General features: G+C 42.4%; 30 protein-coding genes. 20 read left to right on the top strand and 10 right to left on the bottom strand.

The features are described from left to right. Positions 1 to 76: 76 nt before the first annotated feature. The 6 genes from ybaK (at position 77) to ACIQXR_RS05980 (ending at position 5,712) form a co-directional block, all read left to right on the top strand. On the top strand, positions 77 to 553 hold the full coding sequence (gene ybaK, locus ACIQXR_RS06005) for a Cys-tRNA(Pro) deacylase (protein WP_402870167.1): 477 nt from the start codon (positions 77 to 79) through the stop codon (positions 551 to 553). A gap of 118 nt (positions 554 to 671) precedes the next feature. Beyond that, positions 672 to 1,790 carry a PRK06851 family protein gene (locus ACIQXR_RS06000; protein WP_402870170.1) on the top strand — a complete coding sequence of 373 codons (1,119 nt, stop codon included), beginning with the start codon at positions 672 to 674 and terminating at the stop codon, positions 1,788 to 1,790. Between the two features lie 138 nt (positions 1,791 to 1,928). Then, on the top strand, positions 1,929 to 2,798 hold the full coding sequence (locus ACIQXR_RS05995) for a Cof-type HAD-IIB family hydrolase (RefSeq protein WP_402870173.1): 870 nt from the start codon (positions 1,929 to 1,931) through the stop codon (positions 2,796 to 2,798). Between the two features lie 27 nt (positions 2,799 to 2,825). Beyond that, a complete protein-coding gene (locus ACIQXR_RS05990) occupies positions 2,826 to 3,902 on the top strand; it encodes a PQQ-dependent sugar dehydrogenase (protein WP_402870175.1) in 1,077 nt (358 codons plus the stop codon). 160 nt (positions 3,903 to 4,062) lie between these two features. Then, complete coding sequence (locus tag ACIQXR_RS05985; RefSeq protein ID WP_402870177.1) at positions 4,063 to 4,488, top strand: MarR family winged helix-turn-helix transcriptional regulator; 426 nt, start codon at positions 4,063 to 4,065, stop codon at positions 4,486 to 4,488. Positions 4,489 to 4,503: 15 nt separating this feature from the next. Then, a complete protein-coding gene (locus ACIQXR_RS05980) occupies positions 4,504 to 5,712 on the top strand; it encodes an MFS transporter (protein ID WP_402870180.1) in 1,209 nt (402 codons plus the stop codon). A 144-nt stretch (positions 5,713 to 5,856) separates the two neighbouring features. Here ACIQXR_RS05980 and bshB2 read toward each other — a convergent pair whose 3' ends face one another. From bshB2 to pdxK, 3 genes are all read right to left on the bottom strand, one after another. Continuing rightward, positions 5,857 to 6,522: a bacillithiol biosynthesis deacetylase BshB2 gene (gene bshB2 / locus ACIQXR_RS05975; RefSeq protein WP_402870183.1), complete on the bottom strand. Its 666-nt coding sequence runs from the start codon at positions 6,520 to 6,522 to the stop codon at positions 5,857 to 5,859. A 102-nt stretch (positions 6,523 to 6,624) separates the two neighbouring features. Further along, the gene (locus ACIQXR_RS05970) at positions 6,625 to 6,972 is read right to left on the bottom strand and encodes a YojF family protein (RefSeq protein WP_402870186.1); all 348 of its coding nucleotides are present in this window, start codon (positions 6,970 to 6,972) and stop codon (positions 6,625 to 6,627) included. Between the two features lie 126 nt (positions 6,973 to 7,098). Next, entirely contained in the window at positions 7,099 to 7,917 is an 819-nt protein-coding gene (gene pdxK / locus ACIQXR_RS05965; RefSeq protein WP_402870188.1) for a pyridoxine/pyridoxal/pyridoxamine kinase, read from the bottom strand. A 436-nt stretch (positions 7,918 to 8,353) separates the two neighbouring features. Here pdxK and mobA point away from each other — a divergent pair, with 436 nt between their 5' ends. Genes mobA through ACIQXR_RS05945 form a run of 4 tightly spaced genes read left to right on the top strand, consistent with a single transcriptional unit; the run spans position 8,354 to position 10,710 of the window. Beyond that, positions 8,354 to 8,983 (top strand): molybdenum cofactor guanylyltransferase, encoded by a 630-nt coding sequence (gene mobA, locus ACIQXR_RS05960; protein ID WP_402870191.1) that lies wholly within the window; start codon positions 8,354 to 8,356, stop codon positions 8,981 to 8,983. After that, positions 8,980 to 9,444, top strand: a complete 465-nt coding sequence (locus ACIQXR_RS05955; RefSeq protein WP_402870194.1) for a molybdenum cofactor biosynthesis protein MoaE — start codon at positions 8,980 to 8,982, stop codon at positions 9,442 to 9,444. The genes mobA and ACIQXR_RS05955 overlap by 4 nt, the downstream gene beginning before the upstream one ends. Continuing rightward, the gene (moaD, locus tag ACIQXR_RS05950; protein ID WP_402870199.1) at positions 9,437 to 9,670 is read left to right on the top strand and encodes a molybdopterin converting factor subunit 1; all 234 of its coding nucleotides are present in this window, start codon (positions 9,437 to 9,439) and stop codon (positions 9,668 to 9,670) included. The genes ACIQXR_RS05955 and moaD overlap by 8 nt, the downstream gene beginning before the upstream one ends. A gap of 20 nt (positions 9,671 to 9,690) precedes the next feature. After that, positions 9,691 to 10,710 (top strand): MoeB/ThiF family adenylyltransferase, encoded by a 1,020-nt coding sequence (locus ACIQXR_RS05945; protein WP_402870201.1) that lies wholly within the window; start codon positions 9,691 to 9,693, stop codon positions 10,708 to 10,710. A gap of 81 nt (positions 10,711 to 10,791) precedes the next feature. Here the strand turns inward: ACIQXR_RS05945 and ACIQXR_RS05940 are convergent, their stop codons facing one another. Together ACIQXR_RS05940 and ACIQXR_RS05935 are read right to left on the bottom strand one after the other, a co-directional pair. Continuing rightward, positions 10,792 to 11,139 (bottom strand): YflT domain-containing protein, encoded by a 348-nt coding sequence (locus ACIQXR_RS05940; protein ID WP_402870203.1) that lies wholly within the window; start codon positions 11,137 to 11,139, stop codon positions 10,792 to 10,794. A gap of 135 nt (positions 11,140 to 11,274) precedes the next feature. Continuing rightward, positions 11,275 to 12,708: a phospholipase D family protein gene (locus tag ACIQXR_RS05935; protein ID WP_403079735.1), complete on the bottom strand. Its 1,434-nt coding sequence runs from the start codon at positions 12,706 to 12,708 to the stop codon at positions 11,275 to 11,277. A gap of 129 nt (positions 12,709 to 12,837) precedes the next feature. On the opposite strand from ACIQXR_RS05935, the gene ACIQXR_RS05930 reads away from it, so the two are divergent. The 3 genes from ACIQXR_RS05930 (at position 12,838) to ACIQXR_RS05920 (ending at position 14,433) form a co-directional block, all read left to right on the top strand. Next, positions 12,838 to 13,536 carry a uracil-DNA glycosylase gene (locus ACIQXR_RS05930; protein WP_403079733.1) on the top strand — a complete coding sequence of 233 codons (699 nt, stop codon included), beginning with the start codon at positions 12,838 to 12,840 and terminating at the stop codon, positions 13,534 to 13,536. 219 nt (positions 13,537 to 13,755) lie between these two features. Then, entirely contained in the window at positions 13,756 to 14,037 is a 282-nt protein-coding gene (locus ACIQXR_RS05925; RefSeq protein WP_403079732.1) for a YwdI family protein, read from the top strand. A gap of 27 nt (positions 14,038 to 14,064) precedes the next feature. After that, a complete protein-coding gene (locus ACIQXR_RS05920) occupies positions 14,065 to 14,433 on the top strand; it encodes a DUF423 domain-containing protein (protein ID WP_402870213.1) in 369 nt (122 codons plus the stop codon). A gap of 102 nt (positions 14,434 to 14,535) precedes the next feature. Here the strand turns inward: ACIQXR_RS05920 and gerQ are convergent, their stop codons facing one another. Together gerQ and hemQ are read right to left on the bottom strand one after the other, a co-directional pair. Continuing rightward, entirely contained in the window at positions 14,536 to 15,039 is a 504-nt protein-coding gene (gene gerQ, locus ACIQXR_RS05915) for a spore coat protein GerQ (protein WP_403079731.1), read from the bottom strand. Positions 15,040 to 15,376: 337 nt separating this feature from the next. Continuing rightward, positions 15,377 to 16,126, bottom strand: coding sequence for a hydrogen peroxide-dependent heme synthase (gene hemQ, locus ACIQXR_RS05910; RefSeq protein ID WP_402990530.1), 750 nt, complete (start codon positions 16,124 to 16,126; stop codon positions 15,377 to 15,379). A gap of 255 nt (positions 16,127 to 16,381) precedes the next feature. Here hemQ and pta point away from each other — a divergent pair, with 255 nt between their 5' ends. Together pta and lipL are read left to right on the top strand one after the other, a co-directional pair. Next, a complete protein-coding gene (gene pta, locus ACIQXR_RS05905; protein ID WP_402870221.1) occupies positions 16,382 to 17,368 on the top strand; it encodes a phosphate acetyltransferase in 987 nt (328 codons plus the stop codon). A gap of 33 nt (positions 17,369 to 17,401) precedes the next feature. Next, positions 17,402 to 18,253: an octanoyl-[GcvH]:protein N-octanoyltransferase gene (gene lipL, locus ACIQXR_RS05900; protein WP_402954946.1), complete on the top strand. Its 852-nt coding sequence runs from the start codon at positions 17,402 to 17,404 to the stop codon at positions 18,251 to 18,253. 211 nt (positions 18,254 to 18,464) lie between these two features. On the opposite strand, the gene ACIQXR_RS05895 is transcribed toward lipL, so the two are convergent. Then, complete coding sequence (locus ACIQXR_RS05895) at positions 18,465 to 19,223, bottom strand: RsfA family transcriptional regulator (protein ID WP_403079730.1); 759 nt, start codon at positions 19,221 to 19,223, stop codon at positions 18,465 to 18,467. A gap of 328 nt (positions 19,224 to 19,551) precedes the next feature. Between ACIQXR_RS05895 and ACIQXR_RS05890 the strand changes: the two genes are divergently transcribed. The 3 genes from ACIQXR_RS05890 to ACIQXR_RS05880 all read left to right on the top strand — a co-directional run bounded on the left by ACIQXR_RS05890 (position 19,552) and on the right by ACIQXR_RS05880 (position 21,851). Continuing rightward, entirely contained in the window at positions 19,552 to 19,773 is a 222-nt protein-coding gene (locus ACIQXR_RS05890) for a YuzB family protein (RefSeq protein WP_402870227.1), read from the top strand. A gap of 228 nt (positions 19,774 to 20,001) precedes the next feature. Next, positions 20,002 to 21,309, top strand: a complete 1,308-nt coding sequence (locus ACIQXR_RS05885; protein ID WP_403079728.1) for an HD domain-containing protein — start codon at positions 20,002 to 20,004, stop codon at positions 21,307 to 21,309. 32 nt (positions 21,310 to 21,341) lie between these two features. Continuing rightward, positions 21,342 to 21,851 (top strand): YwgA family protein, encoded by a 510-nt coding sequence (locus ACIQXR_RS05880; RefSeq protein ID WP_402870231.1) that lies wholly within the window; start codon positions 21,342 to 21,344, stop codon positions 21,849 to 21,851. 29 nt (positions 21,852 to 21,880) lie between these two features. Here ACIQXR_RS05880 and ACIQXR_RS05875 read toward each other — a convergent pair whose 3' ends face one another. Further along, positions 21,881 to 22,066, bottom strand: coding sequence for a 2-hydroxymuconate tautomerase (locus tag ACIQXR_RS05875; RefSeq protein ID WP_402870233.1), 186 nt, complete (start codon positions 22,064 to 22,066; stop codon positions 21,881 to 21,883). A 138-nt stretch (positions 22,067 to 22,204) separates the two neighbouring features. Between ACIQXR_RS05875 and ACIQXR_RS05870 the strand changes: the two genes are divergently transcribed. Together ACIQXR_RS05870 and ACIQXR_RS05865 are read left to right on the top strand one after the other, a co-directional pair. Further along, entirely contained in the window at positions 22,205 to 22,873 is a 669-nt protein-coding gene (locus tag ACIQXR_RS05870; RefSeq protein WP_402870235.1) for a site-2 protease family protein, read from the top strand. A gap of 35 nt (positions 22,874 to 22,908) precedes the next feature. Then, on the top strand, positions 22,909 to 23,418 hold the full coding sequence (locus tag ACIQXR_RS05865; protein WP_403079726.1) for a YwhD family protein: 510 nt from the start codon (positions 22,909 to 22,911) through the stop codon (positions 23,416 to 23,418). Positions 23,419 to 23,566: 148 nt separating this feature from the next. Here ACIQXR_RS05865 and ACIQXR_RS05860 read toward each other — a convergent pair whose 3' ends face one another. Then, positions 23,567 to 25,633 carry a transglycosylase domain-containing protein gene (locus ACIQXR_RS05860; protein ID WP_403079724.1) on the bottom strand — a complete coding sequence of 689 codons (2,067 nt, stop codon included), beginning with the start codon at positions 25,631 to 25,633 and terminating at the stop codon, positions 23,567 to 23,569. Positions 25,634 to 25,748: the final 115 nt, after the last annotated feature.

Raw genomic sequence — 25,748 nt, 5'->3', positions numbered from 1 at the left:
TTAAAAGCTTGTGCTTTTCTTTTGGCTTATTTTCAAAAATGGTAAGATAGAGGAAAAAGGTAAGGGGATTTAAGAGATGGGAGCTAGTAAAACAAATGCGATGCGTATTCTCGATAAAATGAAAATAAAGTATGAGATGATGAGTTACGATGCGAATGATGGGAAAATTGATGGTATTACGGTCGCTTATAAAATCGGCAAATCACCGGAAACGGTCTTTAAAACGCTTGTTACCCATAATGGTCCTCAACAGCTTTATGTGTTTGTCATCCCTGTGGCTGCTGAGCTGGATTTGAAAAAAGCGGCCAAAGCAGCAGGTGTGAAAAAAATCGAAATGCTTGCCGTTAAAGATTTGCAAAAGTACACCGGGTATATACGCGGAGGCTGTTCACCTATAGGAATGAAAAAGCAGTATCCGACCTTTATTGATGAAAGCGCATTAGACCTGTCCGAAATCATCGTGAGCGGTGGGAAGATCGGTACACAAATTGTCCTGGAACCATCGGGATTCTTGGTGGGGGCAGAGGCTGAAGCTGTGGCCCTTTTAAAGTGAAGCTAAAAAGCTCCCTATAAGGTTTTAGTCACTTTGAACTTTTAGGCATTCACCTACCTGTGCTTCATGGCATACGCTGTCTTGAAGATACATCTGTATGGTAAAGGAGAGTGTGGAAGTGTCAGGAAATGCGATGCATTATTTTGCCGGAGGTAATACGGCCAAAGGTTTTTATAGCTTATATGATTCAAACCTTACGGGATTGGAGAAATTATTCATCCTAAAGGGAGGACCTGGGTCAGGGAAATCAACGATCATGAAAAAGATTGGCCAGGAATGGCTGGATAAAGGCTACGACATAGAGTTTTTGCACTGTTCCTCCGATAATGATTCCATTGATGGGGTGATCATCCCTGCATTGAAAGTAGGTCTTGTGGATGGGACGGCACCGCATGTGATTGAACCGAAAGCGCCAGGGGCTATAGAGGAATACGTTAATCTTGGGGCTGCCTGGTATTCCCAGCAGCTGGCGGCTGAAAGGGCAAACATCATTCGATTGACGAATGCCAGAAGCAAGAGCTATGAGGCGGCTTATGGCCACTTTGCCAAAGCGTTGGAGATACATGACGAATGGGAAGAAATCTATAAAGCAAACATAGATTTCGCCAAATTAAATGGATTGACGAATAAACTGATTCAGGGTTTTTATAGAGATATATTCTTGAACAAAAAAGCGGATGTTCGCCACAGGTTTTTAGGTGCAGCCACTCCAAAAGGTGCTGTTGACTATGTTCCGAATATTACAAAAGGTGTGCATAAACGGTACTTTTTGAAAGGACGTCCGGGTTCAGGTAAATCGACGATGCTGAAGAAAATTGCCAAATCTGCAGAGCAACGTGGCTTTGATGTGGAAATGTATCATTGTGGATTTGACCCTGATAGCTTGGATATGGTGATCGTGCGTGAAGTGGGCATCGCCATTTTTGATAGCACCGCCCCTCATGAATACTTCCCAAGCCTTGAAGGGGATGAAATCATCGATATCTATAAGACGGCCATCCTTCCGGGAACCGATGAGATATACGCTGATCAAATCAAGGCTGTCTCTTTGAGGTACCGGGAGAAAATGAATGAAGCGACAGCGTCTCTGGCGAAGGCGAAAGAGCAACATGACGAACTTGAAGCAATCTATGTGAAGGCCATGGATTTTACGGCTGTCGATGACATGATGAAAGATATTCAGGAACAGATTGGTGAGCGGGTAAAGGCAATGGATAACCCAACAATATTACATTGAAAAGAGACTGCACCTTTTTTAAAATGAGGTGCAGTTTTACATAGAAGGGACAATCATTTAGATCATCTTATATGCACAAGGATGTTAATCATTTCTTATTAGGGTAAAATAAGGGTAAAAAGAAAAGGGAGTGGTTAAATGATTAAAACGATTGCGATTGATATGGACGGAACATTACTGAATAAAATGCAAACGGTGAGTGAAGAAAATAAATCAGCGATTCATAAGGCTCAAGAAGAAGGGATCGAAGTCATCATTGCTACTGGAAGATCGTTTGAGGAAGCCAGATATGCTTTAGATAAAGTGGGCCTTGAATGTCCGATCATCTGCGTGAATGGCGCTGCCCTCTTCACGCAAGAAGGGAAGGTAGCGGCTTCCCATCCAATGCCGATAGCTTCCGTAAAGAATGCAGCGGAGTGGCTTGAAGAACGGGGAATCTATTTCGAGATTTATACGAGCAAAGGAATTTTCTCTAAAAACTACGAGACCGCAATCGATGCCCTTGTGGATGTAATGGTCACGGCAAATCAGGATATTGACCCGTCCCAAATTAGAAAGTATGCAGAGGCTCGTCTACAATTGGGACATGTTACATCCATTGCGGATTATACTGAGCTTTTCGACCAAGCTGAGTTGGAACTATATAAAATCCTTGGTTTCTCCACGGATTTGCAGGTATTGGACCAAGCTGCCTCGCGGTTCAAAATGGATGAAGGGACTGCTGTCACCTCTTCGGGTCGTGAGAATGTGGAAATCACGAGCAAACATGCCCAAAAAGGAATCGTACTCGAAAAGTATGTGAACGAAAAAGAAGGCTCTATGCAGGAGACGATGGCCATTGGAGATAATTATAATGATATATCCATGTTTGAAAGAGTGGGTTTATCCGTCGCAATGGGAAATGCCCCGACCGACATTCAAAACCTTTGTGATGAAGTGACAGGGACAAATGAAGAACATGGAGTAGCGAAGGCCATTTTAAAGGTTCTTAAGAAGACAATCGAATAACTCGGCAAACCGAGGGAGGGAATTTATTTGAAAAGATGGTGTTCATTGATCCTCATGATTACGTTGGCCTTGACGGGATGTTCAGGGGGAGAGGGAAATAACGGAGCACAGCCTGAGGAAGACTCAACAGAAACGGCGATAGATGGCCCTGAGGTACTGGTAACGAACCTGGCTTCTCCATGGTCGATTCAGAAAGATGGAGAGACTTTGTATGTTTCAGAACGGTCAGGCACCATCGTGCAATGGAAGAATGAGCATATGGAGAGGCAGAAGGTTCAGCTGGAAAAGAAGTTGTCCTCAAAGGCAGAAGCTGGATTGCTTGGATTTGTGCTCGACCCTGACTTTTCGAAGAACCATCAAGCTTTTGCCTATTACACCTACGAGGAAAACGGAAAACCATCCAATCGGATCATCACGCTCCAACAGGTGGATGATACATGGAGAGAGAAGGAAATTCTAATCGACAAGATTCCAAGTGGTGACTATCATCATGGAGGACGCTTAAAGATTGGCCCCGATGGAAAACTATTTGCCACAACAGGAGATGCAAGGGAACCAATGATTGCCCAGGATCTTGATTCTTTAGGTGGCAAGCTTTTGCGTTTGAATCTTGACGGAACCATCCCCGACGATAATCCTTTCGAGAATTCCTATATTTTTTCTTACGGACATCGCAATCCGCAAGGCCTCGCTTGGGATGAAACGGGACAACTGTTCGAAAGTGAACATGGTGAATCTGCACATGATGAATTAAACGCGATTCTCCCTGGAAAGAATTATGGCTGGCCGGAAATAGAGGGAAGTGAGGCACAATCAAATATGGAAGCTCCTATGATTCATTCCGGAAATGATACATGGGCACCTTCTGGGATTGCGTATTCAGATGGCAAGCTTTTTGTTGCTGCCTTAAGGGGAGAAGCACTTAAGAGGTATGATATAAAAAGTGGGGAAATGACGGATTTAGTTACCGATTCTGGCCGGATACGAGATGTGTTAGTAGACGGGGGATTCCTATATTTTATTAGCAATAATACAGATGGGCGTGGAAAGGCCGATCGTAATGATGATAAACTTTATCGTTTGCCCTTAGCTAAGTCCCATTAAGAGATGTCCTGTAAAGGGCATTTTTTTTATGCTTCCAGGGAGGAGTGGGAATACTGATAATGTGTGAGTAGTATCTGGATAAATCAATAGGGATTGGCTGGACAATTCAGATGAATCGTAGTATAGTTACCTAGGTAACTAATTTTCAGGGGGAATACCTTTGTTTTTACGTGATGGTTTATTTTTTCACCATAACCTGCAATTCTCAAGAACGTTCACCAAGAAGTTAAATGAGCAGCTGGCAAAGGTCGATCTTTTTCATTCTCAATGGATGATTATCTATTATCTGAAGGAATATGGTAGTACCACGTTGGTTGAAATCAGCAATTACTTAGATGTCGAGAAACCGACAGTAACCCGGACGGTGAATCGATTGGAAGAACGAAAATTAATCGAACAAATACCGGGAAAAGATAAACGGGAACGGAGAATTCAGTTAACTGATTTAGGTGAAAAAACATACCTAAAAGCTAGAAAGGCAGTAGATGAATTCGAACTTCAATTAATAGATGGTTTGTCTGAAGAGGACTGGGAAGCAACATTGCGGACCTTAAAATTCTTAAAGGAAAAGTTACAACAATCGTAAGGAAGAAGGATTGAAATGAATCAAAAAACAAAATTGTGGACGAAAGACTTTATTATTGTTTCGTCCGCAAACTTTTTTCTCTTTTTAACGTTTTATGTCTTGATGGTCACTTTGACCCTTTATACGATGGATAATTTCCATTCTTCTCAAGCTCAAGCCGGACTGGCGTCGAGTATTTTTGTCTTGGGAGCAGTACTTGTACGACCAATCGCCGGAAAAAAGATTGATCAATTAGGTCGGAAGAAAATGCTTATTGGTTCGTTGGTATTATTTTTTATAGCCTCCGTTTTCTATCTGCAAGTGGATAGTTTGCCGCTTTTATTTATTGATCGGTTGGTTCATGGTATCTCATTTGGTCTCGCTACAACGGCCACTGGAACAATTGTTGCTGATATCATACCGAATGAAAGACGTGGTGAAGGTACGGGATACTTTGCCATGAGTACAAACCTGGCCATGGCATTTGGTCCATTTATCGGATTGTTCATTACCCAGCATTTTAGCTACTCCTTTATTTTCTATGCCGCGTCACTATTCGCTGCATTCTCTTTAGCGGCTTCTTTATTTTTATTTGTACCTGAGGCAACAAAAGATCAAGCGCCTCGACCACGGGGGTTCAACATCAAAGACTACTTTGAAAAACGTGCTTTACCGATATCCATACTTGTGATGTTTGCTGGTTTAGCCTATTCGAGCATCTTGTCCTATTTAACTTCTTTTGCAAAGGAAATAAACCTACTGGATGCCGCGAGCTTTTTCTTTGTCGTGTTCGCTATATTCCTTTTAGTTACCCGTCCATTTACAGGGCGTATGTTCGATGTGAAAGGTGAAAATGCTGTAATTTACCCTTCCCTTGTCTTATTTGTAATTGGGATGGTCGTACTAAGTCAATCGCAACATGCCTTGACGCTCTTGATTGCAGGTGCTTTCATCGGTGTAGGATATGGTACGTTTCAGTCAAGCGCACAGGCTATATCCATCAAGGAATCTCCATCAAATCGTATGGGATTGGCAACCTCCACATTCTTTACCTTTTATGACTTTGGAATTGGTTTAGGACCGTTTATGCTAGGGTTCCTCGTTCCTTATACTGGTTTTAAAGGGTTGTTTATCTGCATGGCTGTTCTGTCAGTCTTGTTGATAGTCATTTACTATTTTGTTCATGGTAAAAAGGCATCAGCAAGGGCATCCAGGCAGAATACGGGCGATCAAATGATTTCTTGATTATCCCTTATTTGTTTAAAAATATGGAAAATGGGGATACTTATTGTATGATTTACTTTTCTAAGTAATCCCCCTTTTTCTACGTCTGTTACAAACAGGCGTTTTTTTATGGAAATAAATAAAAAAACCGCCAAATGGCGGTTTTTAAAATTTGTAGGTCCATAATCGCTCTTTTCGAATCCAGTCGAGGAAATCAGCATCTTGGTTTTCGAATTTTTCCTTCCAATCAACCACCATTGCTTGTGTTTGCGATCGGTGCGCGGTTATGGCCGCTACCTTTTTATCTTCAGCTGCGGTGATGTCATGGATGATATCGGGTTGTCCCAATTCATCGATGCAATTATTGGAAAAGGCGACACAATGGAGCTTTGGACGGTCTTTTTCTTCGATTCTTTCTACAGCGCGAACGACGGCACGTGCTGTCGCTTCATGGTCGGGGTGGACACTGTATCCTGGATAAAACGTTATGACCAATGAAGGATTAAGTTCATTGATGGCCTCTGTGAACAGGGAGGTCAATTTTTCATCATCTTCAAACTCAATCGTTTTATCTCGTAAACCAAGCATGCGCAAGTCTTGGATACCAATGGCATTCGCTGCATCGATTAATTCTCTTTTGCGAATTTTAGGAAGGGACTCTCTAGTTGCGAAAGGAGGATTTCCTAAATTTCTACCCATTTCCCCTAGAGTCAAGCAGAGGTAGGTAATCGGTGTGCCGGCTTCACTATGTAAGGCAAGCATCCCTGAAACAGAAAAGGCTTCATCATCGGGGTGCGGGAAAATCACTAAAATATGCTGTTCTTTTTCCATAATACTCGTCTCCTTTCGTTCTACTTACAATAATTATAAAAGAGTTCCGCCGAAGAGAAACGTACGTGCGGGATGAATAGAAATGGTGTAAATATCTTTTGGTTATTCAAAGGGAGTAGAACTGATCTGAAGGGAAACGGCAAGTTTTCCCGTGAAATCAAGTCCTGCCAACAATAATCTTCCTTGATCATCGATCTCGAAGTGGTTTACGCCTTCAGCATATACCCAGCCAATCATGAGTTTTAAGCCGACGCGAAAAGGTCCGTCCCCAATAATCTTACCGTGTTCATATTGAATTTGTGCATTACGAATATAAGCGCCTGCAGAAAAAAAAGCTTCATCCACATGGGTGGCATAGGCACCGTTAGTCGTTTCAAGGTGAAGGTATACATCTTTTCCTGCAAATGAATCGATGGCTTTCTGCACCTCTGAACGGTCTATAGGTTTCATTCGACAATTCCTCCTTTACTGGGTAACTATAAGCATTTTCCATCTTTCTATTTTACTAAAGTTAAGCGGAAAAAGCGAAGAGGGCCGCTCGAGTATTTGAGCAACCCTCTTAATTAATAGTATTTTTTATTTTTTAGGCGTCCCATATTTATGGTATGCACCATGATTGACCGGACCTACATAATCATTCATTTTCCAAGAATGACGGACGGCTTCGGTAATGAAGTCTTTTGCGACATAAATGGCTTCACGAGGGCTCTTTCCTTCAGCTAACTGTGCCGTAATTGCAGCTGAAGATGAGCAGCCGGCCCCGTGTGTATTGGTCGTTTCGATTTTTTCGGATTCCAGGATTTCAAACTCTTTTCCATCGTATAAAAGGTCGATGGCTTTGTCATGATCCAGCTTATTACCACCTTTGATCAGAACATATTTGGCACCAAGGGCATGGATTTTCTCGGCAGCCTTTTTCATATCATCAATCGTTTTGATCGGGGCAGTCCCAGCCAATTGTGCAGCCTCGAAAAGGTTTGGAGTAACGACTGTTGCACGTGGAACAAGCAACTCACGAAGTGCGACAGCAGTTTCCGGATGTAAAACTTCATCTTCCCCTTTACATACCATAACCGGGTCGATTACGACCTTATCCAGTTTCAATTCGTCTATTTTACGAGCAACAAGCTCAATGATTTCAACAGAACCAAGCATGCCTGTTTTCATGGCATCTATCCCGATAGAAAGAATCGTTTCTAATTGGGCTTCTAAAATTTCGACCGGTGTAGGGAAAACATTGTGAGACCAACCGTTTTTAGGATCCATGGTGACAATTGTCGTTAAAGCGGACATTCCGTAAATCCCGAATTCTTGAAATGTCTTTAAATCAGCTTGAAGACCTGCACCGCCGCTGGAATCTGAACCAGCAACAGTCATAGCTCTATTCATGGTCATTATGTGACCTCCTCAGGAGTATTGAATGATATGGATATTATCAGTGTACCGTAATATCTTATTTTTAGAATATACCAAAATTTATATTATGTAAAACTAAGAAGATATCTGGAAATACAGGCTTTAAAATGGGGCGGGACATGACATAGAATGAACAAATCTCATCTGGTGATTTTTATGGGAGTACAGCCAAATTTTGTATTGAAATGGTGAATTATTCAATGAAAAAGGGATATAATGCGTAAAATCCATTTGAAAATGTAAAACACCGGAGAAATATGCTATATTCAATCTTTTGATAAGGGTGTGAAAGTGTTAATATTTTAAAAGTTGATTTAAACTATTGAGGTACGACCGAATTCGTTTAAAAAGGACTTATTCATTATAACGTTTCCAAATGGTAAAGGGTTCAATCAAATAATAGGAGGTGTTTCAGTTGAATTGTACGATCTTGCTTTTAGCCGGTGGCCAATCAAGCCGAATGGGTATGAATAAAGCCTTGCTGAAAATAGGCGAGGCGGTGAACATCCAAAGAGTGGCGAACGTCTTTAAAAAGGTTACGGAAAACATCCTGGTTGTTACGAATTCACCTGAAGAATATCACTTTCTTGAATTACCTTTCATTCCTGATATATATATAGGTCAAGGTCCGCTTGGAGGACTCCATGCTGGAATGTCCTCTTCCGAAACAGAGCTGCAGGTCCTTAGTGCCTGTGATATGCCTTTTGTAAATGATCAGGCGGTCAATGAAATGCTTTCATGTTATGAATCGGATTTTGATGCCATCATTCCGGAAATCAATGGAAGACTTCAGCCGCTCTTTGCGGTCTATCACAAAAGGTGCCTACCCTTGTTAACGGAATGTCTGGAGAAGAAGGAATTGAAAATGAAGCTTTTTCTAGAAAAGATCAGGGTGAAAGTCATCAAGGAAACCGACTTTTCGTTATATCATGAAGACCCTGAGCGTTTCCGTCTTCTCTTTTTTAATATGAATACAATGGAAGATTATGAAGAAGCAAAACATATATACCAAACTGAAATTGTCAGAAAGGAAGGTACCCCATGAATTTTGAAATTTCGAAGGAACCGATCGTCATTCAAGAAGTGGTAGATAAAGTAGTTAAGCGGGATGCAGGTGCAGTCACGACCTTCATTGGTACAGTTAGGGAAATGACGAAGGGGAAGAAGACTCTATTCTTAATCTATGAGGCTTATGAACCGATGGCGGTCAAGAAGTTAGAACAAATCGGGATGGAGATTAAGGAGCGCTGGCCTGACGCAGAAACGGCGATCACTCACCGGGTCGGTCAATTGGAAATTACAGATATTGCAGTGGTCATCGCTGTAAGTACACCACATCGTAACGACGCGTATGAAGCTAATCGATATGCCATAGAAAGAATAAAGGAAATCGTTCCGATTTGGAAAAAGGAACATTGGGAAGATGGGGAGACATGGGTTGGCAATCAACTAGAAACCGTACCTTATCCTAATGGAAAGCCAGAAGAGGGGGATCTCGATGATTAAAGTACTTTTGTTTGCTCAACTAAAAGATGAAATGGGAAAAGAGACTATTTCTATAGAAGGAAATGGGTTGAGCGTGGCTCAGCTAAAGGAAAAGATTAGGGCCGAGTTCCATTTGGAAGGTCTGGATACGGTAATGACAGCGGTCAATGAAGAGTTTGCCGGAGACGAAGTGATAGTGGCTGATGGAGATACCATCGCCTTCATACCACCTGTCAGCGGAGGCTAATTAGATAGGGGGGAATCATAGTGAATGAGCGATATTCAAGACAAACCTTGTTTTCTCCGATCGGTGAAGGAGGACAGGCCCACATTCGTCAAAAGCATGTCTTGCTTCTGGGAGCTGGAGCGCTTGGTTCCGCTAATGCAGAAGCCTTGACTCGTGCAGGTGTGGGAAAGTTGACCATTGTGGACCGGGATTACGTCGAGTCCAGTAATTTACAACGTCAACAGTTATATACGGAACAGGATGTCGAGGATAAACTGCCAAAGGCCGAAGCGGCAAAGCGGCACTTGCATGCTATTAATCACGAAGTAGATGTAGCGGCGGTCATCATGGATGCCACTGCACGCACGCTTGAACCATTATTGGGTCATGTGGATTTGATAATAGATGCTACAGATAACTTCGAGACTCGGATGATAATCAATGATTTATCACAAAAGCTTCAAATACCTTGGATATATGGGGCATGCGTAGGCAGTGTTGGCATGACCATGACGATTCTTCCAGATAAAACACCGTGTATGAACTGCCTGATGAAAACCATTCCGGTACAAGGGATGACCTGTGATACCGGTGGAATCATCTCTCCAGCCGTAACCATGGTAGTGGCTCATCAAACGGCTGAAGCCTTGAAGATTTTAGTCGAAGATTGGGAAGCAGTTCGACCAACGCTTGTTACATTCGATTTATGGCGAAACCAATATCAAACGATTAAATTAACGAAAGCAAAGAGAACGGACTGTCTTTCATGTGGGGAGCAACGGACGTATCCGTTTTTAAATGCGGATAATATGACCAAAACCGCTGTCCTTTGTGGAAGGGATACGGTACAGGTCAGGCCATCAAAGCCATTGAAACTCCAACTAGAGAAGCTGGCCAAAGATTTAAAGGGAAGTGACTATTTAGTCAAGGTTAATCCTTTCCTTCTTTCTTGTGAAAAAGACGGGGAGCGTATGGTCATTTTTCAGGATGGCCGAGCGTTAATTCATGGCACGAAGGATATGGTCCATGCAAAGGCGTTGTATCAAAGAATTCTTGGATAACACAAAAAATGAGGCTCCCGAATGGGGCCTCATTTTATATAGGATGTGATATAGGGTAAATGGGTAATGGGTTAACGGGAATTAATGAGTAACTCCGTCTTTGTTGTCTTGTTTGGATGCAATGATGACGACTTTTCCTTCATCTAACACTTCTTCATAACGTTCCGCTTCTGTTTTGGTAAGTCCAAGATTGCTCATTCGGTTACGTAGTTCGTCCCCACGTGATTTGAAGAGGTTTCCAACTGTATCGAGGAAACCTTGTTCCTTCATGCCGACATCTTCAGTATTTGTATTTTCGGTAAGGTGCTTAGAGCGATCCTTATCGTGAGCAAATAAATATACATCATCCTTCGTATAGCCGGTTGTAACTAACTCATCGATTTTTTCCTTAGCTTGTAAACCGTTTTCTACAACATGTACTTGATACATATAAACTCCTCCTTCAATTTTAGTGTAAGACTTTCTTAAATTGGGTAAATGGAATCTTGCATATCTCAGCTTGTTATTAGCTATAGTAGTATATAACCTTATTTAGCCATTGCTAAACATTTACCTTATTAATTATTAATAGGTGGTGAAACGGAACAGCTTTTGCAATCGATAGGTAACATATTTTAAGAACGGTAATTTATCCTGGTATTCGCTATAGTCTGAAGTATATTCGCCCTTTTCATTTTTCCAAAGCCGCTGGAAATAGTCATCCACTTCCTGTGCGACTTCGGTGTCTTTAGGGGCATGGATTTCAACATTGGCTTCTAGATTATAATCGTCTAGGTTTCGGGCTGTGTAATTGGCTGATCCTCCAATTATGACGGTTTCCTCTTCTTTTTGAATCGTCATCAGTTTCGTATGGAACTGTTCTTTATCGGTTTTGTACCAACGTATGTTGATATTCCCTTCATCTAGCTTTTCGAATTCGGCTGCAACCGGCAGATTGGGAAGCCCCATTTTTTGACTGCCAAATGCATTTTGATTCGGGTCCAATATCATGTGGATCCGGACACCTCTCCTGGCCGCATCGGTCAATGCCTCGACGACGTGTCGGTCAGCGATATAGAACATGGCGAGCTGGATTCGATCGCCTTTCTTTGTTTCCCTAATGGCTTTTAGGACATGTTTGTTGATTTTTCCTTCCGTCAATAATTGAACGGAAATGGGGCCATTTTCTTCCTCTGTTCCTTTAACTTCAGGAAATGCCTTCGGACCGTCAGAGAACCTCGATGCGGCTTCTTCCGCTTTGACGAAATCACTGATGATGTTGCCATCCATCTGGAAAGCAATATTGGAATGGAACCCACTTGCATCATGAGGATTTGCGGATGAGATGATGGCTGTCTTTTCAGTAGCTACCACTTTTCTGTGATTGGCTTTGATATTCATTAATCGAAGATAAGACCGTGCCGTGACCTTTGGGGCATTATTAGCCATGGGATTGACAATCCAGCCTTTCCCGCTTTCCCCAAACCATTGGAAAAATGTTCGATATAGTCCGGAATAGAGTGGATTGGGATCCCGGAGTCGGTCCAAGTTGGTTACGATCACTTCGATGTCATTTTGTTTCAGCTTTTCTAACTCGTCTAATTCGTATGCATTATAGGAGGTGTTCACTTCATCGGTAATGAACATAACCTCAAGTTCAGGTTTCTTCTTCTTTTGGGCTATCAGTTTATCTGTTAAAGTCTTGCTTAATTTAGGGAAGTCTACTTTCTCATCATAGAAACTATTAAACAAGAACATATCAATTACGATAAAAGAATCGGCCTCTTCAATTGCATCATAGATGGTCTGGAAGATTCGCTGTTCATGCTGTACCTTTCCTTGTTCATCATGATAAGAGAGGTCATAAATGAAATCGATATCCTCGACATGATGTATCTCCCCCTCGTAGGATATTCCTTTGGGCAGGGGTTTATAGCTGTTATAGACAATGACGGCGATGACAACAAGGAGCATACTAACAAGCAAATAAAATCGTTTGCGTTTATACCATTTTTTCATAGAAAATCCTCCATCTTACTTAAATTGCTTGCTAACTATCTATTTCCCCTTTTTAGGGGTATATAGAAACATGAATCAGAAAATGAGTTTGATATAATAATTGGAAAAGCGAGAAAGGGGCTAGTAAAGATGACAAAGCCGATTTTAACGAATGACTGGTGGCCTCTATTGAAAGAGGAATTTAAAAAGCCATATTATAAGGATTTAAAAGAATTCATCACACGAGAATACAATCAGCATGCCATACATCCGAGTCCGGAAGATATTTTTAATGCGCTTCACTGTACACCGTATGAAAAGGTAAAGGTCGTCATTCTTGGCCAGGACCCTTATCATGGACAGGGTCAGGCCCATGGTCTTAGCTTCTCGGTAAAGCCTGACGTCCGCATCCCGCCTTCTTTACGAAATATCTTTAAAGAACTGAAAAGTGATCTGGGCTGTGAGGTCCCTGACAATGGTTACCTAGGCGAATGGGCGGAACAAGGTGTGCTTCTCCTCAATACCGTTCTAACTGTACGTGAAGGGGAGGCACATTCCCACAGGGGCAAAGGGTGGGAGACCTTCACGAATCAAATCATCCAGCTGTTGAATGAGAGGGAGACACCGGTGATTTTCATCCTTTGGGGAAAGCCAGCTCAAACAAAACTGCGTTGGATAGATGAAAAGCGCCACCCAATCATTACTTCCGTCCACCCGAGTCCGCTGTCTGCTAGCCGTGGTTTCTTTGGCAGTAAGCCATTCTCCAAAACCAATGAACTTCTTATGGAAATGGGATTGGCTCCTATCAACTGGCAAATATCGAACCGCAAAGGGGGCATGATAAATTGAAACGAGTAAATTGCATGGCCTGCAAGCATTTTTATGTGACGTGGGATCCTAAATTCCCCAAAGGTTGCCGCGCCTTTCAATTTAAAACATCCAATCTGCCTTCCCTTGATGTGTATCGCTCCTCGGGTGAGCCTTGTTTGAAGTTCGAATCCAAAGCCAATTGAAAAGTAAGTTTTCTTCCCCCTTAATGTTTGCTATGCTAGGTAGGGAAGTTAAGAAATGTATGCAGACGAGGTGGTAAATGTGGATATCTCATCCAAACAGATGCTGGATAAAATGGAAGAGCTTGTGACGAAAGCTAAACTGGCGAATTCAGAGACTAAGTTGCAAGGGTATGTAGTTGCCATTCAGGCACTTTGTGAAGTGATGGTGGATGAAAAATCGGAAAATAACAAAATCATGAAGCCCGTTACATTCACACAACCTGTTATGTCGAACATACCGAATGCAGAACCGGTTAAAATGGATGAAGCCAATGGGGATTCCTTATTTGATTTTTAAATAAAAAGTAAGAGAGGCGGAGCAATCATGAAATTATTTATCATCTTAGGAGCGTTGAATGCATTCATAGCCGTGGCACTAGGAGCATTTGGCGCACATGGACTAGAAGGGAAAATACCTGATAAGTATTTAGCAACCTGGAATACGGCTGTAGATTATCAAATGTTCCATGCGGCAGGCTTGTTGGTTATCGGTTTGTTGGCGGGGAAAATTACGAGCCCACTCATCAATTGGTCGGGTTGGATGATGTTCATCGGCATTATCATATTTTCTGGTAGCCTTTTCGTTCTGAGTGTCACTCAAATCAAGGTGTTAGGTGCCATCACACCAATCGGTGGCGTTTCGTTTTTAGCAGCTTGGATTCTGATGATCATTGCTGCCTATAAGTATTTATGAAAAATTCAGCTGGCCGCATTTAGGGTCAGCTTTTGTTTTTTGCATGGGTAAAACGAACAGCCTCAAGACTTCTGAGGCTGTTCGTTTTCACATAGTCACTTTCTATCTAGGAGAGTATGTGGTAAGTCCAGCTCCCCCGAATGGATAGTCATACTCAATTTCTTCATCAAAGGTAATGTAATCTAAATATACCATTGGTATCAAATAACGTTTTCCAGTCTGTGGGTCACTGATGATCAGATGATCTCGTCCTGCCGCTTCGATGATTCCCTTGAAGATTTTTGCATTCCATTCTTTATTGTTTTCAAATGTGGTATAAACGGTGGCCAGTTTCCCTTTATTCAAGCGTAATATGTTCTCTATATAAGATTGTTCGACTGGAAGCATGCCCGGTACTTGTGGACCGGTGGTGGGAGCGTTCATCGGCGTAGGGATTTGCTGCTGGGTACCGCCTGTAGTGGGCATCTGTGGTTGATAAGCAGGCTGCTGGTAGCCTTGTTGCTGCTGGTATTGACCCTGCTGCTGTCTTTGGGATGGGTCACTTTCATATGGGTTATAAGAGTTTCCTCCATAAGGATAATTGCCATAAGGATTATTTTGTGACATTGCATTCCCTCCTGAAATTCTAGGTTATTTCGGTTCTTGAACAGCTGAACATCCGAGTGTCTTGGCTGGAAGAAACAGTGCGATTTATAGCAGCCGGAGTGGGACGGTTTACATGGATAATCTAGGGCAGACCCGGACACGGCCCAAAAAACCACAATGAATGTTACACATGCCATTGAACTACTGCATGTATGGCAGTCTGAAGCTGAATGAGACTGTGAAAAAAATTAGCATCACTAAAGAAAATGTATGGGACGATTCTGGATTTTATGTCATGGTAGTGGAAATAAAAAGGGGATGAAAAAGAAAAGCTCCCGGGATGCCGGAAGCCTTTGTCTTATACATATAAGAAAGTTGGTATGTTATCTTCTGGAAGTATGTTGCCGACGAAGAATGAACCAAATGCAGCATAACGGGCGCTGACTTCATCGAAACGCATTTCATAAATCAACTTTTTGAATTGAAGAACATCGTCCGCAAATAGGGTAACGCCCCATTCGTAATCGTCAAAACCGACAGAACCGGAAATGATTTGTTTCACTTTACCGGCATAGCTGCGGCCGATCAAGCCATGCGAACGCATCAAGTTTTTACGTTCTTCCATGGAAAGCATATACCAGTTGTCTTCTCCTTCACGGCGCTTGTCCATCGGATAGAAACATACATGCTTCGCCTGAGGAAGGATTGGATAAAGTCTTGAACGTACATGAGGATTTTGATATGGGTCCTCACCGTCTCCACCTGCTAGATAATTGCTTAATTCCACTACAGAAACGTAAGAATAAGCTGGAATCGTATATTCGGCAAGTTTCGTTTTATTGAATTCATTTTCAATGGCATTCAATTCTTCCATTGTCGGACGGGCAAACATAAGCATGAAGTCGGCTTTTTGTCCTACGATGGAATAAAGGGCATGACTGCCTTCATTGTTACTTTGGGTCGTATTCCATTTATCCAATAAACCTTGGAATTCCGAGATGGCTAATTGACGTTCGTCACTTGACAACGTTTTCCAAGAGGCCCAATCAATCAGGCGGAAATCATGTAGACAATACCATCCATCAAGAGTTTGTGCTGCTTCACTCATTACGATCACTCCTATGTCTTAATATAACTTTAATATAACATAGTTTCAGTATAAGGAAATTTATATCAGGCCGCAAATGTCTGCAGTCATTCTTCTTTGTTCAAGGAATGTTCATATGTACGATTTTACGAAGAAGACCAATGATTCTGGAATTTAAATAGCGGCTAGAGTATTCTTAGAAGAAGAGCATGAAGTTTACGAAGTGGGTAATATAGGAATGAATAGAAGGTACATACATTCAAGGAGGATGAGCTTGTGAGCGATTTATTTGAAATTTTAGAATCGAAGATAACAGGGAATAATCTAAAAATCGTTTTTCCAGAAGGGCTGGATGGACGCGTTTTGGGAGCAGCGGGAAGGCTTGCTAAAGCGAAATTATTAACACCTGTATTAATTGGCGATATCGGCAAAATTCAAGAGAAAGCCAAAGACCTCAAAATTTCTCTGGATGCCATTGAAATTTACGATCCGAAAAACTACATCATGATGGATGAGATGGTTGAAGCTTTTGTTGAGGTTAGGAACGGAAAAGCCTCCGTTGAGCAAGCCCGTGAAATCCTCTTGGATGAGAATTACTTTGGAACGATGCTCGTTCATATGAAACAGGCACATGGCATGGTGAGTGGGGCAGCCCATTCAACGGCTGATACAGTCCGACCGGCATTACAAATCATTAAAACAAAGCCAGGTGTTCAAAAAACCTCGGGAGTCTTTATCATGGTCCGTGAAGAGGAAAAGTACGTATTCGCGGATTGTGCCATCAATATTAACCCGGATTCCCGTGATTTGGCTGAAATCGCATTGGAAAGTGCCAAGACGGCCCTGACATTCGATATCGAACCAAGAGTCGCGATGCTGAGTTTTTCTACGAAGGGATCGGCCCATTCACCAGAAACGGAAAAGGTCGTTCAAGCCGTCGCCTTGGCAAAAGAAATGGATCCACACCTTCTCCTGGATGGAGAATTTCAATTCGATGCGGCGTTCGTTCCTTCGGTTGCTAGGCAAAAGGCACCGGATTCTCTCATTCAAGGAGATGCCAATGTCTTTATATTTCCGAGTCTTGAAGCCGGTAATATTAGTTATAAGATGGTTCAGCGTCTGGGTGGTTTCGAAGCGGTGGGTCCAATCCTACAAGGACTTAACCGTCCAGTGAATGATCTTTCCCGTGGCTGCAGCGAAGAGGATGTATATAAATTGGCACTCATCACAGCCGCACAAGGATTCGTTGCGCAATACCAGTAATGACGTGAATGATATTGATAGAGGGAGATTTCTATGAGTGAAACAGATTCATTATTAAGGCAGCAAGAATGGCGGATAATTGACCAGTCATCGGTTGGTCCCCAGTTTCCAGCCCTAGAATCCTTCGCGATGGATGATACATTATGTGCCTCCGTAGGTTCCGGCCGCTCGACGGCCGTAGCCAGGGCTTGGGTGCATCATCAAACCATCGTACTTGGTATTCAGGATACGAAACTTCCTTTTCTTAAAGAGGGAATTAATTATTTGGATAAGCACGATTTCAAGGCGATTGTACGGAACTCAGGAGGGTTGGCCGTCGTGTTAGATGAAGGAGTCCTGAATGTATCACTCGTTTTCCCTGAAAGCGAACGGAAAATCGAAATAAACCGTGGATATGATGCCATGTGGGAACTGATTAGACGTATGTTCAGCGATTTCCCGGTTAGCATCGAAGCAAAAGAAATCGTGGGCTCCTATTGTCCAGGGAGCTATGACTTAAGTATCGATGGCAGGAAATTTGCCGGTATATCGCAACGCCGGATCCGCAATGGTGTGGCTGTACAAATATACATATGCGTCAATGGAAGTGGTGCACAAAGGGCCGAACTTGTGAAAGGTTTCTATCAGACCGCCAAAAAGCAGGTCGAAACGAAATTCACTTATCCGGATATCACTCCTTCCGTAATGGCCTCGCTTACTGAGTTATTGGGGGTTAAGTTAACTGTCCAAGATGTTATGCTCAGATTCCTGAACGTATTGAAGGAGCATAGTGGGAAGATATTTTCCGATTCCCTTTCGGCACAAGAGTGGCCTTTATATGAAGGGTACTTAACAAGAGTGGTAGAACGTAATAACAAAGTCTTCGATGCATTGGAAGAGGAATAAATGGTAAAAAGCTGTTCCTGAAGGAAGGGACAGCTTTTTCGGTGTTGCTTCCGAGTATAGTATTCACTGAAACTGAAAAAGAAACTTTTAGTAAGAAGATACCAGGCTAATACATGAAAAAAGAGCCCTTTCCAGACTCATTTTTCGGAAAATGTATAGGGAATGGCTATTTGTCATGTGGTTGACCTGATAAAAGGCCCCCGCATTATCTTTATTCAGCCATTTTCTCCAGATTTCCATTTCGGTCCATCTTGAATTTTGTGGCCGGGCGCTCTTCCTCCTCTAATAGGACTAGCTTCCTGGCACGATTCATGATATTCATCAATGTTTCGTAATCTTCCTGCATCAAGCCGCTATTTTGTTCAAGGTGGGATACTTTATTTTGAAGTTCTTCATTCCGTCCTTTTAACTCTTTTATTTCTAACTTCAAGCGTTCATTTTCAGTTTGTAATGTTTCGGATTGTAGCAATCGCCCATTCATGGACTCCAAATAAGCGATAACCATATCCAGGCCCATTGCCGGCGTGCTGGTAGGCATGTTTGTGTTCCTTTGTTGTGTCGGAACGAACGCTTCATCAGAAAATTCCTCTGCGGTTTCATAATTAGTAGATTCTATTACTGCCGTATCAGTCTCTGATTCCACGTCCTCTTCTTGCAGGAGAGGAGCCATGATATCAGAAATCATTGGGGATGGCGGTGTATAGAGCAGACGTTTTTTTCCTCCCTGATCTTTTCCGAGAATCCGTTGTCTCTGTTTTCTTTGTTTTTTTGCTAGAGACAGCGCCTTATCATAATTATGGCGGACAACTGCATTCCAGCGAAATCCACAAGCTGCGGATGTGCGGTTCAATTTGTCACCGACCTCTTCGAATGCGTTCAGTTGCGTGCTGCCTTCACGTACATGCCGTAATACCGTTTCTGCTAACAGTAAATCATCCTCTTCTGTCCAGGCATCTTGACGAACCTTCATTTCTACATACTCCCTTTCTGGTAACTTTTTAAAATGATCATTATATGAATATCTTGTAACAATGATTGATTAGGTGTTCTACTAGTATTTTGGACAAGATATGGATTTTTTATACAAAAAGGTTAAAAGGATACTAGTTTTTTGTGAGGGAAGGAAGAATAAGTTGAATTGACTTGGTACTTCCCCTATTTGGGGCATCCACTTATGACAAAGCATCTTTTCTCCTTCCATTCCGTCTCTTGATATTCATAGATAGAAACGGTAAAATACCTTTTAGTCACGTAAATAGAACGAAAATCATTTGTTATAGAAAGGATGCTTACCGAGGATGTCCAATGAATTCAGAGTGTGTGATGACTGCCTGGCAGTAAACGTCAAAACATTAATTCCACGGCTGGAAAAGCTTGATCCTGACGCAAAAATTGAAATTGGCTGCCAATCCTATTGTGGTCCGGGCAGGAAAAAATCCTTCGCTTTTGTCAATAACCGCCCAGTTGCGGCCCCGACAGAAGACGAGTTACTAGAGAAAATAGATAAGAAGCTAAAGTAGCTTTATGTATAAATAATTCAGCAGTTTTGAAATGTGAAACATGCGACTCGTCACCCAGATTCAATAAACTGTGGTGATTTTTTAATTCCGTTATTTTCTCTATCAAAATCCATAAAAACTCCTGATTTCATATAAAATCAACAGGCTTTCTATCATGGGTCGAGTTAGGATATTCTATAAAGACAAGCTATAATAAAAGCAATGAGATTATGAAAATGAGGGTAGTCCATGGAATATTCTGGCGAAAAATTACAAGAAGAAAAAGTATTTAAAGACCCAGTACACCGGTATATACACGTTCGGGACCGGGTTATTTGGGATTTGATCGGCACGAAAGAATTCCAGCGTCTTCGCAGAATCAAGCAACTAGGAACGACCTATCTTACCTTTCATGGTGCAGAACATAGTAGGTTTAGCCATTCGCTTGGGGTATATGAGATTGTCCGAAGAATTGTCGATGATGTCTTCGAAGGGAGACCGGAATGGAAACCGGAGGAAAGGTTGCTTTCGTTGTGTGCGGCCTTGCTACATGATTTAGGACATGGCCCATTCTCTCACTCTTTTGAAAAGGTTTTTGATTTGGACCATGAACAGTTCACTCAACAGATCATTATCGGTCATACAGAAGTGAATGAGATCCTTCTCAAAGTAGGACCCGATTTTCCTAAAAAAGTAGCGGAGGTCATTGCCAAAACGTATAAAGGCAAATTAGTAGTCAGCTTGATTTCTAGTCAAATTGATGCCGATAGGATGGATTATCTGCAACGGGACGCTTATTTCACTGGAGTAAGCTACGGCCATTTTGATATGGAGCGGCTATTACGGGTGATGCGGCCGCGTGAGGAGCATGCTGTCATTAAGCAAAGTGGGATGCACGCGGTGGAAGACTATATTATGAGTCGATACCAAATGTATTGGCAGGTCTACTTCCACCCGGTTACACGGAGTGCCGAGGTCATCCTAACGAAAATTTTGCATAGGGCAAAGTATTTATTCGAAACCAACTACCAATTTGCCCAAGAACCCCGTCACTTTTATTCAATGTTCAAGGGCAATGTCACGTTAGAAGATTACTTGAAAATGGATGAATCCGTGATGCTCTACTATTTCGAGGCTTGGGAAGAAGAAGAGGATCCAATCTTAAGGGATTTATGTATCCGTTTCGTGAATCGAAAACTCTTTAAATATGTTGAGTTTCATCCTTCGAATAGTCAAATGAATAAACTAATGGAATTAAGGGCGCTATTCATTGAGGCGGGAATCAATCCTGATTATTATTTAGTCGTCGATTCCTCCTCGGACCTGCCCTATGATTTTTATCGTCCAGGCGAAGAGGAAGAGCGGTTGCCAATCCATTTGCTGCAAACGAATGGCGAACTTCGGGAATTGTCGCGTGAATCCGAAATAGTGGATGCCATTTCAGGAAAAAGACGAACGGATCATAAGTTGTACTTCCCGGCAGATTTACTACGCGATGAATCAACGAATAAAGATATAAAAAAACAAATCCGTCAGCTATTGGAGCTGTCGATTTAAAGCGGTACATTTTGGGTGAGGAGTGACGAGCCTTGTTTAAGGATCATGCAAACATTATCAATGCCATTTCAACTGCAGGTGAAATTTCAGGTCGAAAAAAGCTGCAAAAAATTGTTTATATAGCGAAGAAGTTATCCTTTCCTTTTCATGAAAAATTTCAATTTCACTTTTACGGACCGTACTCGGAGGAATTGACTTTACGAATAGAGGAACTTTGCGCAATGGGGTACCTGAATGAAGTGAAGGAGAAAAAGGCGGGCTATTATCAATACTGCTATTCCATTACGGAGGCGGGAAAAGACTTCTTGTCGATACAGGAAGTTGATATGCCTTCTCTTGATACATGCTTATTGGATATGAATGAACAAAATGCCCGGTTTTTGGAACTTGTTTCAACGGTCCTTTACTTTGATACGTTGGAAAAGGAAGAGGTCATTGAAAAAATCTTCACGCTTAAAAGCAAGCAAAAATATACGCTTGAAGAAATAGATGATGCATATGAATATATAGAGAAGCTACAAGGAAAAGCTAAGCCGAATTGATGGCTTAGCTTTTACGATTATGAACCCTTTTATTGGTCGCTTTTACGAACGCCGGCAACGGCTAAGTGGTTTTTAGCCATTTCTTCGATGAAAATCGTTACAGCTTCGGCTGGTGCACCGGTTGTTTCTGAAACAGCTGCTGTTACTTTTTCAACCAATGCTTTTTTTTGCTCCTCGGTACGGCCTTCAAGCATCTTGACTGTTACATATGGCATTTTCATATTCCCCCATTCTTTTTAATAGATGTAGTGTTTCACATTAGGGAAATATTTGCAAGATACTGAAATCAGAGTTTTTTCACATCTTGAAATTTTCATGTATACTAACGGTAATAAACATTGGGGGAGAAGCTATTGGATCAATTAGGACAGTTTTTGGCTTATAGTTTGGATAGGCTTCCTTACGTGATTGTCGTTCTTTTGATCGCGTTTACGGTTCATGAATTTTCCCATGCCTATGTGGCCTATAAATTTGGGGATCCGACAGCTAAGAATCAAGGAAGGGTCACCTTGAATCCCATACAGCATTTGGATCCAATCGGTACGCTCCTGATTTTGATTGTAGGATTTGGTTGGGCAAGGCCTGTCCCTGTCAATCGGTTTCATTTTAAGAATCCAAGACTGGCTGGCATACTGGTTTCCTTTGCAGGTCCGCTCAGCAATCTTCTTGTGGCGACGATAGGCTATTTAATCTGGTACGGGTTACTCGCTTCAGGGTTGGGACCTTACGACATGCCATTCTTCGTGGAACCTTTCTTTACGATGTTGATTCACTTAAATATCGTACTATTCGTATTCAATTTGATACCACTACCACCTCTTGATGGGTATCGGATCGTAGAAGATCTGGTTTCGGTGGAAATGCGTGCGAAAATGACTCAGTATGAGCAATACGGATCCTTGATTTTCCTGATTTTAGTCATCACACCGTTGGGTAAATATACAATCAGTCCGATTATGAATGAACTTGTACCATTCGTTCGTGACAATCTCGGACACACTTTAAGTCTTTTGTTTTTTTAATATAGTAAATGACGAAACTGAAGGGGGTTATTAACATGGAAGAACAACCAAAGAAAAAGATAGGCTTCAATATTATTAAAAATGATCCGATGAAAGGCCATGGCGGATATGGCGCTGGTGTTTTAACTCTCGACAATATTTCACCGGTCATCATTGATGTGGATGCTGGTGAAGCGGAAGTCGACATCGGCGCGATGCATGCAAGAAGTGCTGTGGAAAAAGGAATCAAGTTTCTAAAGACAAAAGAGGAAGTGCCAAATGGGAAACCCTACTGGCTTGTTTGGGTAACGATTGAAGCCCTGCAAACTGGTCCGTACTATGCCGGGGTGACCGCTTGTGAGATGACGGTGGACCGCTCAATCAGACGTGGGTACAAATCCTTGCCGGAACATGTTAACCGGATGGATAAATCCTTGAAACGTCATATCATCGTCGAGGATATGGACGATAAATCAAAAAGCATCCTTGCCGAGTTCCTGAAAAACCACGATGCAGGAATGTGGGAGCGTTCATCCGATGAGCTTAAACGGTCTTTGATGGTTTAAATGTGTATTATTGTATGAAATGTGAAGTTTAGTAAAAAAATCACTTGTACGAAGCGAATAAAATCAGTAAACTTAGAGACAGCAGTTTAGACACTGTGGAACTAGGACAGAAAAACCCCGAAGCCGCTACCGGCTTCGGGGTTTTTCGTTATCCCCAAGGTTTTAAGATTTTTTTATACCAGGGGTTTTTATGTTTCCCGTCCTTCGGAGCACTTTTGGTGTTCTTTTGCTTGAAGTGCTCTTCACAGTATTCCACGGGTTCGGTTCCTTTTACATAGTAAGTTAATCTGGAGACGGGGCAGGCATCTGTTGCAAGTTTGCCGCTTGCTGGATTGACATGTACACCGATTACATTACCCGTTTCCTTAAAGGGTTTGGAAGGTTGCCCTTTCAAACCCTTCTCCATATAGGATGCCCATATTTTTTTCGCATAACTTTTTTCGGCGGGGATTTCTATCTTTTTCCCTTGATCGTAGCCAGTCCATACACCTGCAACCAGTTGAGGCGTATAACCGACCATCCAGCTGTCGGTGGAAGTGGAACCCGACTTCCCTGCGACGCGGTGCGTCAATTGGGAACTGATCGTGCTCCCTGTCACCTTCGTGTAGCCGTTTAGCGTTTCGTCAAAAACCCCGGTAAGCATTTCAGTCATGACAAATGCCTTATCCTTATCCAGAATCTGTTCACCTTTCTGGGATCGTTCGAAGATGACTTCACCTTTTCGGTCTTCCACCTTGGTGATGAATGTAGGCTCTACTTTTTTGCCGCCATTAGCCAGGATTCCGTACGCATTGACCATTTCAATGGGCCTCACATTGGATGTGCCAAGTGCAAGGGAAGGGACCGCATCCATTTTGGAAGTGATGCCAAAACGACGAGCCGCATCAACCAATGCCTGTTCGCCGAGAAATAGATGGGTCTTCACGGCATAAATGTTATCGGATAAAGCAATGGCCTGTGCCATCGTTATCTCATCATTCGCATACTGATAGTTATAGTTATGCGGCTTATATGAAGTATGGCCATCATCAAAGGTAAAGGTTGTGGCCTCACTTTTTAAAGTGGTTGACGGTGTAAACCCGTTTTCTAGTGCTGAATAGTATAGAAGCGGCTTTATTGTCGATCCTGGCTGGCGTAGGGCCTGTGTGACACGGTTGAATGGTGAAGCTGTGTAGTCAGTGCCCCCGACGAGTGCGCGGACTTCCCCGGTCCTGGGATCCATGGCCACCAGTGATGCTTGGATGCTAGCCTGTTCGGGTATGACAGTGGAGAGGGACTCCTCTGCGATGCGCTGTTGATTTTCATCCAATGTGGTATAAACCTTTAAGCCCCCGAGCTCGATTGTCCGGTCATCTAAATGAAGTTGCGTTTTTAGGGCCTGTTTGACGGCATCCTGGAAGTAAGGAGCCATTTTCTTGGTTACAGTACCATGTTCGCCATTTAAAGAAAGGGATGCCTGGAGGGCTTCATCCGTATCAGCTTTTGAAATATAGTCTTTGGTTTGCATGGCATGCAGGACGACCTTTTGCCTTGATTTGGCCTTATCCAGGTTGTCCAAAGGCGAATAGTTGGATGGCCCCTTTGGGATTCCGGCTAGCATGCTTGCCTCCGGAAGCGTCAAATCCTTGGCATCCTTACCGAAGTAATATTGGCTTGCAGCTTGTGCCCCATAGGCGCCATGGCCATAGTAAATCGTATTTAAATAGCCTTCTAGAATGTCTTTTTTTGAGTAATTCATTTCCAGGCGTATTGTATAGAACGCTTCATTGAGCTTACGCGACCACGTCTTATCATGGTCAAGAAAGAGATTCCGGGCATATTGCTGGGTGATCGTACTTGCCCCTTGAACCTTGGACATGGCACGGACATCAGCAAGAATGGCGCCACCGATCCGTTTTATATCAAAGCCCTTATGGGTGTAAAATTGTCGATCTTCTACTGCGACTGTTGCCTTGACTAGTTCGGGTGAAATCGATTCCAGCCCGACCCAGTAGCGTTTTTGACCATTATCGGATTCTCCAATCACATTTCCGTCATGGCTATAATATAGGGTAGATTGAGGTACAGCCAAAGGCGGCGGACCTAGTATTTTTGCATACATCAGTAAAGAGAGAAGCAAGACAAAGAGAATGATGAGACCTATTGTGGCAAAAATGATGAAAGCCCGCACATATTTAGTTGTCCTTTTAAAACGTTCGCTTGGAATGAGCTCCATTGCTTTCACCTCTCTTATTTTTAAAAAAAGAATCTATTACTATTATGGAAAAAAAAGATATTTTTAAACATAAGAAGTGGAATTGTAATATTTATCTTGCATTTCTGGTAGATTC

The organism is Peribacillus sp. NPDC097224 (genome assembly GCF_044761985.1).
Lineage (GTDB): Bacteria > Bacillota > Bacilli > Bacillales > DSM-1321 > Peribacillus.
The sequence above is the reverse complement of the archived record's forward strand: the minus strand, read 5'-3'. Positions and strand labels throughout refer to the sequence as shown.

Excerpts from the sequence above, each read along its gene's own strand:
- ACIQXR_RS05895 (WP_403079730.1), bottom strand. The coding sequence starts at position 19,223 with ATGAAGGTTCGTCAAGATGCCTGGACAGAAGAGGATGATTTACTGTTA.
- ACIQXR_RS05925 (WP_403079732.1), top strand. The coding sequence starts at position 13,756 with ATGTATGCAGACGAGGTGGTAAATGTGGATATCTCATCCAAACAGATG.
- ACIQXR_RS05875 (WP_402870233.1), bottom strand. The coding sequence starts at position 22,066 with ATGCCATATGTAACAGTCAAGATGCTTGAAGGCCGTACCGAGGAGCAA.
- ACIQXR_RS05890 (WP_402870227.1), top strand. The coding sequence starts at position 19,552 with ATGTCCAATGAATTCAGAGTGTGTGATGACTGCCTGGCAGTAAACGTC.
- ACIQXR_RS05885 (WP_403079728.1), top strand. The coding sequence starts at position 20,002 with ATGGAATATTCTGGCGAAAAATTACAAGAAGAAAAAGTATTTAAAGAC.
- ACIQXR_RS05930 (WP_403079733.1), top strand. The coding sequence starts at position 12,838 with ATGACAAAGCCGATTTTAACGAATGACTGGTGGCCTCTATTGAAAGAG.
- ACIQXR_RS05865 (WP_403079726.1), top strand. The coding sequence starts at position 22,909 with ATGGAAGAACAACCAAAGAAAAAGATAGGCTTCAATATTATTAAAAAT.
- ACIQXR_RS05995 (WP_402870173.1), top strand. The coding sequence starts at position 1,929 with ATGATTAAAACGATTGCGATTGATATGGACGGAACATTACTGAATAAA.
- gerQ (WP_403079731.1), bottom strand. The coding sequence starts at position 15,039 with ATGTCACAAAATAATCCTTATGGCAATTATCCTTATGGAGGAAACTCT.
- ACIQXR_RS05980 (WP_402870180.1), top strand. The coding sequence starts at position 4,504 with ATGAATCAAAAAACAAAATTGTGGACGAAAGACTTTATTATTGTTTCG.
- ACIQXR_RS05860 (WP_403079724.1), bottom strand. The coding sequence starts at position 25,633 with ATGGAGCTCATTCCAAGCGAACGTTTTAAAAGGACAACTAAATATGTG.
- ACIQXR_RS05970 (WP_402870186.1), bottom strand. The coding sequence starts at position 6,972 with ATGAAACCTATAGACCGTTCAGAGGTGCAGAAAGCCATCGATTCATTT.
- ACIQXR_RS05935 (WP_403079735.1), bottom strand. The coding sequence starts at position 12,708 with ATGAAAAAATGGTATAAACGCAAACGATTTTATTTGCTTGTTAGTATG.
- ACIQXR_RS05955 (WP_402870194.1), top strand. The coding sequence starts at position 8,980 with ATGAATTTTGAAATTTCGAAGGAACCGATCGTCATTCAAGAAGTGGTA.
- ACIQXR_RS05940 (WP_402870203.1), bottom strand. The coding sequence starts at position 11,139 with ATGTATCAAGTACATGTTGTAGAAAACGGTTTACAAGCTAAGGAAAAA.
- pdxK (WP_402870188.1), bottom strand. The coding sequence starts at position 7,917 with ATGACCATGAATAGAGCTATGACTGTTGCTGGTTCAGATTCCAGCGGC.
- hemQ (WP_402990530.1), bottom strand. The coding sequence starts at position 16,126 with ATGAGTGAAGCAGCACAAACTCTTGATGGATGGTATTGTCTACATGAT.
- moaD (WP_402870199.1), top strand. The coding sequence starts at position 9,437 with ATGATTAAAGTACTTTTGTTTGCTCAACTAAAAGATGAAATGGGAAAA.
- ACIQXR_RS05920 (WP_402870213.1), top strand. The coding sequence starts at position 14,065 with ATGAAATTATTTATCATCTTAGGAGCGTTGAATGCATTCATAGCCGTG.
- ybaK (WP_402870167.1), top strand. The coding sequence starts at position 77 with ATGGGAGCTAGTAAAACAAATGCGATGCGTATTCTCGATAAAATGAAA.
- lipL (WP_402954946.1), top strand. The coding sequence starts at position 17,402 with ATGAGTGAAACAGATTCATTATTAAGGCAGCAAGAATGGCGGATAATT.
- bshB2 (WP_402870183.1), bottom strand. The coding sequence starts at position 6,522 with ATGGAAAAAGAACAGCATATTTTAGTGATTTTCCCGCACCCCGATGAT.